The organism is Hymenobacter artigasi, assembly GCF_012275535.1.
In the GTDB taxonomy this organism is placed as follows: domain Bacteria; phylum Bacteroidota; class Bacteroidia; order Cytophagales; family Hymenobacteraceae; genus Hymenobacter; species Hymenobacter artigasi.
Genome location: NZ_JAAVTK010000002.1, coordinates 357,674 through 369,451 on the forward strand (window position 1 = coordinate 357,674; position 11,778 = coordinate 369,451).

The 11,778-nt window shown below is 63.7% G+C and carries 10 protein-coding genes; 6 read left to right on the plus strand and 4 right to left on the minus strand.

Features of this window, described 5'->3' with window-relative positions:
- Positions 1–107: 107 nt before the first annotated feature.
- A complete protein-coding gene (locus HBN54_RS05025; RefSeq protein ID WP_168672061.1) occupies positions 108–632 on the minus strand; it encodes an acyl-CoA thioesterase in 525 nt (174 codons plus the stop codon).
- A 247-nt stretch (positions 633–879) separates the two neighbouring features.
- Here HBN54_RS05025 and HBN54_RS05030 point away from each other — a divergent pair, with 247 nt between their 5' ends.
- From HBN54_RS05030 to HBN54_RS05040, 3 genes are all read left to right on the plus strand, one after another.
- Entirely contained in the window at positions 880–2,886 is a 2,007-nt protein-coding gene (locus HBN54_RS05030; RefSeq protein WP_168672062.1) for an FAD-dependent oxidoreductase, read from the plus strand.
- A 45-nt stretch (positions 2,887–2,931) separates the two neighbouring features.
- Entirely contained in the window at positions 2,932–4,536 is a 1,605-nt protein-coding gene (locus tag HBN54_RS05035) for a glycosyltransferase family protein (protein WP_168672063.1), read from the plus strand.
- Between the two features lie 72 nt (positions 4,537–4,608).
- Positions 4,609–5,019 carry a hypothetical protein gene (locus tag HBN54_RS05040; RefSeq protein WP_168672064.1) on the plus strand — a complete coding sequence of 137 codons (411 nt, stop codon included), beginning with the start codon at positions 4,609–4,611 and terminating at the stop codon, positions 5,017–5,019.
- A 177-nt stretch (positions 5,020–5,196) separates the two neighbouring features.
- Here the strand turns inward: HBN54_RS05040 and HBN54_RS05045 are convergent, their stop codons facing one another.
- On the minus strand, positions 5,197–6,663 hold the full coding sequence (locus HBN54_RS05045; protein WP_168672065.1) for an aldehyde dehydrogenase family protein: 1,467 nt from the start codon (positions 6,661–6,663) through the stop codon (positions 5,197–5,199).
- Between the two features lie 247 nt (positions 6,664–6,910).
- On the opposite strand from HBN54_RS05045, the gene HBN54_RS23795 reads away from it, so the two are divergent.
- Positions 6,911–8,113 carry a phosphatase PAP2 family protein gene (locus HBN54_RS23795; RefSeq protein ID WP_168672066.1) on the plus strand — a complete coding sequence of 401 codons (1,203 nt, stop codon included), beginning with the start codon at positions 6,911–6,913 and terminating at the stop codon, positions 8,111–8,113.
- Positions 8,114–8,192: 79 nt separating this feature from the next.
- A complete protein-coding gene (locus tag HBN54_RS05055) occupies positions 8,193–8,675 on the plus strand; it encodes a DinB family protein (protein ID WP_168672067.1) in 483 nt (160 codons plus the stop codon).
- 138 nt (positions 8,676–8,813) lie between these two features.
- Here the strand turns inward: HBN54_RS05055 and HBN54_RS05060 are convergent, their stop codons facing one another.
- Both HBN54_RS05060 and HBN54_RS05065 read right to left on the minus strand, forming a co-directional pair.
- Positions 8,814–9,473 carry a hypothetical protein gene (locus HBN54_RS05060; protein ID WP_168672068.1) on the minus strand — a complete coding sequence of 220 codons (660 nt, stop codon included), beginning with the start codon at positions 9,471–9,473 and terminating at the stop codon, positions 8,814–8,816.
- 181 nt (positions 9,474–9,654) lie between these two features.
- Positions 9,655–10,524 (minus strand): SDR family oxidoreductase, encoded by an 870-nt coding sequence (locus tag HBN54_RS05065; RefSeq protein ID WP_210427948.1) that lies wholly within the window; start codon positions 10,522–10,524, stop codon positions 9,655–9,657.
- A gap of 137 nt (positions 10,525–10,661) precedes the next feature.
- Here HBN54_RS05065 and rluF point away from each other — a divergent pair, with 137 nt between their 5' ends.
- A complete protein-coding gene (rluF, locus tag HBN54_RS05070) occupies positions 10,662–11,759 on the plus strand; it encodes a 23S rRNA pseudouridine(2604) synthase RluF (protein WP_168672069.1) in 1,098 nt (365 codons plus the stop codon).
- Positions 11,760–11,778: the final 19 nt, after the last annotated feature.

An 11,778-nucleotide genomic window follows, 5' to 3' on the forward strand; every position in this document is an offset into this window, starting at 1 on the left:
AGCCCGCTGACAGCGGGCTTTGTGCTTTTCCAAAAAATTCGTTGCGGCAAGACCGGTTCCCCCTCTCCGCGGGAGAGGGGGTCAGGGGGTGAGGTGAACGTGGAGGGCTACTCTACCCCTCCCGCGCTACGCCGCTGTTTCTTCAGCTCCTGGCGCACCTCCTTCACGCGTTCGTCGAAGCCGTCGGGGTCGTAGCTCACGCCGTCCACGTCGAGTTGTTCGAGCAGGTCCATCAGGTCGTTGGCGTGGTCGGTGCGGGTGCCGGCGGGCATGGTTACGAAGGTCATTTCCGACCACAACAGGGCCAGCAGGCGGGTGCCGTCCTCGTTGCGCATCTGCATTTCGAGCACCAGGTTGGAGTTGTCGAAATGGATGAGCTGGCTCAGAATGCGTACCGTGGTGCCTTGGTTGGCCGGCTTGAGGTAGCTGATGTGGTGCTTGGTGATGACCCAGGCGGCCTTTTGCTCGCGGGCCAGCTCGCCCATGTTCAGGGAGTAGTGCGCGGTGGTGTGGTCTTCGCGGGCGTTGAGGAAGTAATCGAAGTAGCGGGAGTTGTTGAGGTGGCCCAGCATGTCGCAATCCTGGAAATAGATGCGGTGCGTGGTTTCGGGCGTTTGGATGAGGCGGGACATGAGCAGCGGGGTATTTAGGCCGGCAAAGGTCGGTATTCAGAACGTCATGCCGAGCAGAGCCGAGGCATCTCGCGTGCTTCCACTAATCAATGCCGTTTTCACGATTGAATTACTGCAGCACGCGAGATGCCTCGGCTGCGCTCGGCATGACGTCCGACCCTCCGACCCTCCGACCCCAAAAATTACTCGGCACGCCTAACATATTGCGGAAAAACCCTTACCTTTTACCACCTCAAATTCCCACCGCATGTTCTCGCTTACTCCCGCTCGCTCCGCCGTCCTTTTGGCCTTGGCCGACACCTTTATTCCGCCGCTGCCCGATGGCAGTCCCCCCGGCTCGGCCGGCGTGAGCCTGGAGAAGCTGGAGGCCGCCATACGGGAGCAGCCGGAAGGGGCGCAGGCGGAGTTTGGCCAGTTGCTCGATTTGCTGGAAAAGCCGGTGCTCGGCCTCACCTGGTTCGGGCCGCTGAAACCGTTTCGCAAGCTCGATGCGGAGCAGCGCGAGCACCTGTTGCAAAGCTGGGCCACCAGCAAGCTGCCGCAGCTGCGCAAGGGCTTCAACGCCTTGCGCAAGCTGTGCGTGCTGCTGTACTACGGCGGCAGCATGGCCGAGATGCCGGCAGCCTGGGGCTTCGTTGGCTACCCCGGCCCCGATGAAAAGCCCGTGGATTCGCCCAAGCCCATTCATACCCTGCACCCCACAGAAGACACTGTTTACGAGTGTGATGTACTGATAATCGGCAGCGGCGCGGGCGGCGGCGTGGTGGCCGGCGAGCTGGCCGAAGCCGGGTTCGATGTGCTGGTTATCGAAAAAGGCCCTTATTGCCACGGCTGCGACTTTACCCAGCGCGAAGTAGACATGCTGGGCACGCTCTACGACGCCAAGGGCACCCTTAGCACCCAGGACGGCAGCATTGGCATCCTGGCCGGCTCCTGCCTGGGCGGTGGCACCACCGTAAACTGGGCCGGGGCCTTCCGCACCCCCGACTACGTGCTGCAGGAATGGGCCCGCGAGCACGCCGCGCCCCATTTCACCACCCTCGAATTCAAGGAAAGCATCAACGCCGTGGCCCGCACCATTGGCGTGAACACCAACTATGCCCGCCACAACGGCCAGAACCAGGCCCTGTGGGACGGCTCCACGAAACTGGGCCAGGAAGTGAAGCTGATTCCGCGCAACGAAAAGGGCCTGACCGATTCCGACGCGCACTTCCGCAGCCTGGGCTACACCTCGCTGGGCGACGCCCACGGCATCAAACAGGGCACGCTGAACACCTACCTGCTCACGGCTTTTGAGCACGGCGCCCGTATTCTGGCCGACACCAAAGTGGACCGCGTGACCATCAGCCAGGGCCGCGCTACCGGCGCGGTAGCCGTGCACACCACCGCCGACGGCCGCCAAATACCCATCAACGTGAAAGCCAGGCGCGTGGTAGTGGCCGGCGGAGCCATCCAGACGCCCGCACTGCTACTGCGCTCCGGCCTGAAGCACCCGCACCTAGGCCGCCACCTGCACCTGCACCCCACCGTGGTGGTAGGGGCCCGCTACCCCCACGCCATGAACTCCTGGCACGGCCCCAGCATGAGCGTGGTGAACGATACCTACACCATGCTGCACGGCACCAACTTCGGGGCCAAGCTCGAAACGCCCCCCACCCACCCCGGCCTGCTGAGCATGGTGCTGCCCTGGCTATCGGGCCGGCAGCACCACGAGCTGCTGCGCGACGCCAGCCACCTCGGCTCGTTCATCGTGCTCACCCGCGACCGCGACGGGGGCCGGGTGAGCATCGACAAAAATGGCGCGCCGCTGATTGACTACACGCTGTCGGAGTTCGACCGCGCCAATATGCTGGAAGGCGTGCGCGCCGCCGCGCAAATCCACGTGGCGGCCGGGGCCGAAAAAGTGTACCTGCCCCACGGCACCCTGCCCACGCTGCTCACCAAAGACGGCGTGCTCCAAAACCCCGACGTGCTCGACGGGCTCCCGCACCTGAGCTGGAAATCCAATCAGTTCGGCCTCTACAGCGCCCACCAGATGAGCACCTGCCGCATGGGCGGCGACGCCGCCACCCACCCTCTCAAGCTCAACGGCGAAACCGTGGAGGTGCAAAACCTCTTCGTGGCCGACGGCTCGGCCTTCCCGGCGTGCAGCGGCGTAAACCCCATGCTCACCATCATGGCGCTGGCCCACTTCACGGCCCAGGGCCTGAAGGCCGGCCGGCCGGTGGCAGCGCAGGCGGCGGCCATGCCCTGATGCACCCCGCCAGGCTTTACCTTTGGGCCCGATTTTAGGCACTTCATGGGTAAGCTTGACGATACCAACCGGCGGATTGCAACCGGCCTGTTTTTCGGGATTCTGCTGTTGCTGGGGCCGCTGTTGGTCCGCGACTACGGCATGGGCTGGGACGAGCGCGCCGACCGCATGGTGGGCTACATGAGCCTACGCTACGTGGCCCAGCTGGTGGCCCCGCAGGTGCTGGCCGCCGGCCACTTCACGGGCATACACGAGCTGGCCACCCACGGCGATGCCGACCACGGCCCGGTGTTCCAGATACTGCTGGCGGGGCTCGAAATCGCCTTTTTCCGCCACAACCCGCGCGGGGCCGGCTGGATGCGGCACCTGCTCACCTTCGGCGTATTCGTGGCCGGGGTGTGGGCCGTGTACCGACTGGGGCGGGCGCGGTTTGCCAGCTGGCGCTGGGGGCTGGTGGGCGCGGGGCTGCTGGTGCTCTCGCCGCGCATCTTCGCCGAGGCATTTATCAATTATAAGGACATCGTGTTCCTGAGCTTGTTTGCGCTGGCCGTGCTCACGCTCACGCGACTGCTGCACCGGCCCACGGTGCGCGGCGCGCTGTTGCACGCGCTGGTCTGTGCCCTGGCCACCGATGTCCGCACCATGGGCATCCTGCTGCCGGGCCTCACCGTAGCCTTCGGGGCGCTGGAAATGTGGGCCCGGCCGGCGCGGCGGGCCGCAATTGTGCGGGCCCTGGGTTGGTACCTGGGGGCACTGGCCCCGCTGGTGGTGCTGTTCTGGCCGTTTTTGTGGGAAGCGCCGGTGACGCGGTTCTGGGAGTGTTTCGGCAGCTTCAGGCGCTACCGGCAGACGATGAAGGTGTTTTACCTGGGCGAGCTGATATCCTGCCAGCGGCTGCCGTGGCACTATTTGTCGGTGTGGCTGCTGGTGACTACGCCGGTGGCCTACACGGCACTGGCTGTGGGCGGGGCCTGGGCGGTGCTGCGCGGGCTGCTGGCCCGGCCTACAGCATGGCTGCGGCACACCACCAACCGCCAGGACCTGCTGTTTGGGGCCTGGCTACTGGGCCCGCTGGTAGTGATAGTCGTCATTCAATCAGTGGTATATGATGGCTGGCGGCACGTTTATTTCATCTACCCGGCCTTTGTACTGCTGGCCGTGCGCGGGCTGCGGGCAGGGGTACGCGCCTGGCAGGAAGCTCCGGCGGCCTCGGCGGGTCGGCGCGTGGGCTGGGTAGCGGGCGGGCTGTTGGCGGTGGGAGTCATGCACACGGTTTTCCGGCAGGTGCACGACCATCCGTACCAGTACGGCTACTTCAGCTTTCCGCCCGGGCCGGTGGCCGGCAGCCTGTTCGAGCGCGACTACTGGGGCGTATCGGGCCGCGACGGGCTGGCTTGGGTGCTGGCCCACGACCCAGGTGCTACCGTAGCCGTCAGCGACACACTGCCCCAGAAAATCACGATGTATAACAATTTGCTGCTCCTTCCGGCTGCCCAGCGCGCCCGGTTGCGCTTCGTGCCCCACGCGCAGGCCCGGTACTTTCTGGGCATCTACCGGTGGCACCCCTGGCCGTATGAGCCGCAGTTTGGCACGCCCGTGCACGACATCAAGGTTAATGGCATGACGATTCTGACGGTGTTCCAGCGCTGAGTTTTTTGCGGCTGAATGGACCTTACGGCCCTTTCTTCCGTACTGGTTGGAATATTGCTATTCCCGCTTCTTATGCGTCCAGTTCGTTTTGCCGTGGTGCTGTCGTTGAGTTTGACCGCCGCCAGCTGCTCCATCTTCCATCGCCGCGAAAAGCCCGCCCCCGTGGTTGAAACCGTGCGGACCGCCGAATCGCCCACGCCCCCCACCGCCGCCCGCGACCTCGCCGACGTGATGGCCACCGACCTCCAGCTCACCCCCGAGCAAACCGGCCGGGTCCGCAGCATCCTCAGCAACACGGTGACGCAGGCCAACGCCGCCAAGGAAAAATTCCCACCCAAATCCCCGCAATTGCTAGCCGAGCAGAAGCGAATCAATGCCACTTCCCAGCGCGAGCTGCAGCAGACCCTGGGCCCCGCCAAGTTCAAGCAGTTCATTGCCAACCAGCGCAAAATGGCCGCCGAAATGCAGCAGCGCCAGAAGTAGAAAGCAACTCTTGCGTTCCGGCACGGTTGCCCCCAGTTCTTGTGGAGTTGTACTCCGAAAGCCCCCGGCCGCGGAGTTGCACTCCGCCCCCGCACGGCAGCAGTTACCCAACGTTGGGGGCTACAAGCCCCCGGCAGAGCAGGCTTTCGGAGTGCAACTCCGAAAGAGCAAATACTTCTACAAGTATTTCACCAGCAGCGCCACCAGCTTCTTCACGCGGCCCGTATAAGGCGGGTACATGGCCTTAATGCCGGTGAAGCCCACGCGCTGCCGCATCACCCCCTTCTCATTGCTAAAGGCCAGGAAGCCGGCGTGGCCGTGCGCCTTGCCGAGGCCGGAGTTGCCCACGCCGCCGGTGGGCAGCTCGGGGTGGGCGAAATGCAGCACCGTCTCGTTCACGCCCGCGCCGCCGGCCGAGACGTTGTCGAGCAGGTAGCGGCGGTTTTCGGCGCTGGTAGTAAACACGTACTGCGCCAGCGGCTTTAGGCGGGCATTGATGTACTCTGTGGTTTCGCTCAGGGTTTTGAAGGTAAGCACGGGCAGCAGCGGGCCGAAAATCTCTTCTTCCAGCACGTGGGCCGTGGCCGGCACGTTGGTCAGAATAGTGGGTTCGATGTAGTTCTGGTCCTGGTTCAGGGTGCCGCCGGCGGCCACGGTAGCACCCTTGGTCTGGGCATCTTCGAGCAGGCCGGCGAGGCGGGCGAAATGCTGCGCGTTCACGATGCGGGCCAGCGAATCGGACTGCTCGATGCCGGCCCCGGCCGGGTTGTAGGCCCGTTGAATGGCAGCCGTGAGTTCGGTCAGCAGTGCGGGCTGCACGCTTTCCTGCACCAGCAGGTAGTCGGGAGCCACGCAGGTCTGGCCGTTGTTGAGGAACTTGCCCCACACGATTTTCTCGGCCGCGTCGCGTAGGTCGGCCGTTTCGTCCACCACGGCGGGGTTTTTGCCGCCCAGCTCCAGCGTGAGGCCCGAAAGGTGCTCGGCGGCGGCGCGCATCACAATCTTGCCCACCGCCGGGCTGCCGGTGAAGAAAATATGGTCCCAGGGCAGCTTTAGCAGTTCGGTGGCGGTTTCCTTGCCGCCTTCCAGCAGCAGCACTTCGTCGGGCCGGAACAGGTCTTCACACAGCTGGCGCAGCAGCGCGGAAGTGGCGGGCGTTTGCTCGGCGGGCTTGATGACCACGGCGTTGCCGGCCGCGATGGCCGATATCAGCGGCCCCACGGCCAGGTAAAACGGGTAGTTCCAGGGTGCGATAATCAGCACCACGCCCTTGGGCTCCACCTGCACCCAGGAGCGGGTGCCCAGCAGGGCCATGCTCACGCCTACTTTGCGCCGGGCCATCCACTTTTTGAGGTGGCTGCTGGTGTGCTTGAGCTCGACCAGCGAGGTCCAGATTTCCGTTAAGTCGGTTTCGGCCGTGGGCTTGCGAAAATCGGTAAGAAGCGCCTGCTGAATGTCGGTGCGGTGCGCGTGCAGCCAGCTACTGAGCTTTTGCAGACGGGCGCGGCGGGCCGCCACGTCCTCGGCGCGCAGGGCGGGCGTGCGCAGGCGCAGGGCATCAAACTGCGCCTGAAACTCGTTGGCCGGCTTTGCGGCAGCGCCGCGCACTGCGGCAGCATCATTCACTAAAACAGCAGGTTGCATGATAATCGCCATTAATTGCGCCAGCCTCCGCGGCCAGTCCCGCAGAAAGATACGCGGCTTGCACAACATTTTGGGTAGCCATGCGTCTGTGCAGTCGGTTTTGGTCTGCCGGCACATCCAACGTTAAGTAGGTGTTACCTTTGCAGCTTGCTATTTGGGCTCCGGTCCGCGTTTTTTCATTCTATACCACCCGCCTCGCCGGCGCTAGAACCGGCCCGGCCCGCTGATATTACTGGTACCTTTTTTCGTGATTTCTCTTTATCCCCGCCGCACTTCGCGGCTGTTTTTTGCGCTGCTCGTTCCCCTGCTGGCCCATTCGGCCGGCCCTGCGCAGGCCCGGGAGCTGCCGGCCCCGGCTGCGGATTCGGCCATTGCCACTGCCCTGTCCGCCGATACGCTGGCCGCCGAAGCTCAGAAGCCGAAGCCGACCCGCCTGACGCCCCTGCCGATGGACTCGCTGCCGCACATCCACCCGCGCGACGCCAAGGGCCGCATCACCGACTACACCGTGGCCCCGGGCGTGACCTGGCACTACGACAAGCCCAAACCCTTCGAGTGGGCCTACCACATTCCGCGCGATTTGGGGCAGTTTCCCGGCTTCGCGTTCCGCAAGGAAAACAAGGAAACGCTGATTGAGCTGGCGGCCGGCTCGGTGGCGCTGTGGGTGGCCGACCAGTACCTCGTCGACTGGAGCCAGGATGTGGGCAAAAGCATTGGCCTGAAAGCCGCCAGCACCCAAAAAACCCTGATTTACATCCCGTTCCGCATCGGCTCGGCCAACCTGCCCTTCGAGTTCAACGTGCCCGATAACCTCAACAGCACGTTCTACTTCCTCGGCGATGGCTGGACGCACCTCACCGTGGCCAGCAGCTTCTGGATTTACGGCGGCATTAAGAAGGACAACCGGGCCCTGCGCACCTCCAGCCAGCTGGGCGAGGCCATTTTCAGCACCGGCCTGGTGGTGCAGGCCATGAAGCGCCTCACCGGCCGCCAAAGCCCCTATGTGGCCACCAAGGACCGGGGCGAGTGGCACCTGTTCCCGTCTTACAACACCTACCAGAACTTCGTCCCGAACTACGACGCCTTCCCCACCGGCCACTTGGCCACGGCCATGGCCACGGTCACGGTCATCGCCGAAAACTACCCCGAATACCACTTCATCCGGCCCGTGGGCTACGGCCTGATGGGCCTGCTGGGCTACTCCATGCTCAACAACGGCGTGCACTGGGCCTCCGACTATCCGGTGGGCATCGCGCTGGGCTACGCTTTCGCCAAGATTGCGGTGCGCAACGGCCGCACCCGCGTCGAGCAGCCCGAGGCCATCGACCCAACTGTGCACGGCACGGGCTTCCGCATGCTGCCACACCCCAAGCCGTGGTATCGCCGGGGCCTGTTTTCGCCCTACGCCTACGGGCCGTTCACGGGGGCCAGCTGGTCGCTGCGCCTGTAAGCCACGAAATCCCAACCGACGGCTTTTATCGTTGATTATTGAGCCGGCGCTGGCTTGCGATATCTCAATATGCTATACTATGCCTGATTTTCTCTTCGATTTCCCCAACCCGGACCTGGCCAGCTGCCAGGCCGAGCTTACCCGGCAGCTAGCCCTGCTGGGCCGCCACTGGCTCACCTTTGCCGAGGCTGAGCTGGTGGAGCTGCCCGGCCCCGGCCGCTGGAGCCGCAAAGAAATCCTGGGCCACCTCATCGACTCGGCCACGCATAACTACCAGCGCTTTGTAACGGCGCAGCTCGCCCCACCCCCGCTCCGCCTCGAACCCTACGACCAGGAAGCCTGGGTGCGCCTCGGGGCCTACCAGCACCGCCCGGCCACCGAGCTGCTCGCGCTCTGGACCAGCCTCAACCACCAGATTCTGCACCTGCTGGCCCGCCTGCCCGAGGCCCAGCTCGACCACGAGTGCCTCTCGCTCAACGCCAACCCCGTCACCCTGCACTGGCTCATCGCCGACTATGTGCTGCACCTGGAGCACCACGTCCGGCAGATTATCAATCATTGAATAGCCCACAAAAAAATCCCGCTCCTGATTTGGAGCGGGATTTTTTTGTGGGGCTGTCATTCCGACGCAGGAGGAATCTGATTAACACAGTTAGACGGATTTACCAGATTCCTCCTGCGTCGGAATGACAACCGGGGCTTACTTGAACAAGCCTTTTTTCACGGTGCGGTTGCCGTTTTCGTCGATTTTAATCTTCGTGCCGTCGGCGCGCTTGATTTTCACCGAGCCGTCGTCACTGCGCTTGATTTTAGCGCCGTTTTCGTACTTCACTTTGTGGTCGCCGTCGTTCTGGTTTTCCAGCTTCTTCACGCCCGAGCCCTGGCCCACGCTGCTGCCGGTGCGGCGGGCAGTCGTGGTGGTGGTGGTTACCGTGCCGGGAGTCAGCGAGTAGGGGCCATCGCCATAGTTGGCGCGGTTCGAGGAGTAGGTGTTGTAGTAGTCCGGGCTGTTCAGGTCGGTGCGAATGGTGTTATCCGCCTCGTCGTTCACCTGACGGATGGCGGCGTAGCGGCCGGTGGTATCCGTCGCGTACTGGGTTTGCAGGGCGTTCAGCTTGCGGCCCCGGGTGTAGTAGGTTTTCTCGATGCGCGTGACCACCACAGTGTCGGTCAGCTTGAGGTCTTCGGCCACGCGGGCGGCCATGCGGCGGGCGTCGTCGTAGGCGGCCATCGTGTCGACGGTAGTCGTGGTCGTTACCGTAGCATCCGGCGTGGTCGTGGTTTCAACGGTCTTGTCCTGCGTGCAGGAAGCGGTAGCCAGCGCGGCGGCGGCCATCAGGCCGAGCAATTTGAAGTTCATGGAATGCAAAGATTAAAGAATTAAAAACGGCCATAGAACCATTTTTAGGGGCTGATACGGTGCCGCTTGCCCACGGGTTGTGCGGCCGTTCCGCAAGAGTTAAAAGTTGAGCGTTAAAAGTTGAAACCCCTAAAATCGATTTTTTTTAACTTTTAACGCTCAACTTTTAGCTTTCAACCAGCTAGGCGTTCACCACCGAGCCGCCGTTGGGGTGCAGCGTCTGGCCCGAGAAGTACGAAGCGTCTTCCGAAGCCAGGAATACGTAGGACGGAGCCACTTCCGAAGGCTGGCCGGCGCGGCCCATGGGCACGTCGTGCCCGAACAGCGGCAGCTTCAGCAGGCCAATGCCCGTAATAAACGGCGTCCAGATAGGGCCCGGCGCTACCGAGTTCACCCGAATACCCTTCTTGATGAGCTGCAGCGACAGCGCCCGCGTGAAAGCCGTGATGGCCCCCTTGGTGGAGGTGTAGTCCAGAAGCATCTCGTTGCCCTTGAAGCCGTTCACCGAGGCGGTATTGATGATGGTATCGCCCTCCTTAAGGTGCTTCACCGCGGCCCGCGAGATGCGGAACATGGCAATAATGTTCAGGTTGAAGATGCTGTCCAACTCCTCATCCTTGATTTCTTCGAGCGAGTCGTGCCAATTCTGCTCGGCTGCGTTGTTCACCAGAATATTGAGCCCGCCGAGCTCGGCCACGGTGCGGTCCACGATTTCCTGACAGAAGGCGGGGTGCTTCAGGTCGCCGGGCAGCAGCAGGCAGCGGCGGCCGTGGGCCTGCACGATATCCCGCACCTTTTCGGCGTCCTGCTGCTCGGTGGGGAAGTAGCAAATGGCCACATCGGCCCCTTCTACCGCGAAATGTACGGCCACGGCCCGGCCAATGCCCGAGTCGCCGCCCGTGATGAGGGCCACCTTGCCCTTCAGCTTTTCGCTCCCCTTGTAGCCTTCGCGAATGTATTCGGGCTCGGGGGTCATCTTGTATTCGAGGCCGGGTTTGCCGGCCCCCGCGTCCTGGCTTTGGGGCGGGAAAATAGTGGGCTTGTCAGACATGTATAGGATATTGAAAGGAAATGGATGGTTTCGTTAACGGCCGGCCCTGGCCGGGGTTACGGCGCGGCCCGTTTCTGCACGGCGTACCTTTGTCGGGGCGCTCGTGCGCCGCGTTTATTCTTTTTGATTTTTTGCCCATGCCTCCTGCCTCGCTCACCCGCCTCAATAAATTCATCAGCGAAAGCGGAATGTGCTCGCGCCGCGAGGCCGACCGCTACATCGCGCAAGGCGCGGTACTGCTCAACGGCAAGCCCGCCCAGATTGGCGACCAGGTAGGCCCGCGCGACCGGGTAAGCGTGAACGGCCACAAGCTGGAGCCCAAGCAGGCCGAAGACGCCGTGTACCTGGCCTTCAACAAGCCGGTGGGCGTGACGAGCACCTCGGAGCCGGGGGTGCGCGGCAACATCGTGGACTACGTGAACCACGCCGCCCGCGTGTTCCCTATCGGCCGGCTCGACAAAGATTCGTCGGGCCTGATTTTCCTGACCAGCGACGGCGACATCGTGAACAAGATTCTGCGCGCCGGCAACCAGCACGAAAAGGAATACGTGGTGACCGTCGACCGCATTCTCACCGACCGGATGCTCGACGAGATGGCCCACGGCATCCCCATGCTGGGCGTGGTCACCAAGCGTTGCGTCATCGTGAAGGAAACGCCCTACATCTTCCGCATCACGCTGATGCAGGGGCTCAACCGTCAGATTCGGCGCATGGTGGAGCATTTCGGCTACGAGGTGATGAAGCTGGAGCGCGTCCGTATCATGAACATCAGCCTCAAAGGCCTGCCCGTGGGCGACTGGCGCGAGCTGACCCCTGAAGAAGTGGCCGGCATCATGAAAATGGTGTCCAAGTCAAGCGGTACCGAGGAAGCCTCCGGTGGCCGCAGCCCCAAGAAGGCCAAAGCCGCGTCGGCGCCGCAGGACACGCTCACGAGTGACGGCCGGCCCACCCCGCGCCCCCGCAAGCCCGGCCCGCCCACCATGTACAACCCCTCGGGCACCGGCTGGTGGGGCCCGCGCCCCGAAAAGCCCGGCGCATCCGGCACCAAGCCCGGCCTGGGTGGCACCAAGCGCCCACCCAAAGCCGGCCCCGGCGGCGGCGGCGGTTCGCGCCCCAAAAGTGGTGGCGCAGGCGGCCCCGCCCGGCCCAAAACCGGCACCCTGGGCACCCGCCCGGCCGCCAGCGGCAAGGGCAAATCCGGGGCCGGCCGCAAAGGCCCGCCCCGCCCCCGCTAGGCCGGCGGAATTATCACTA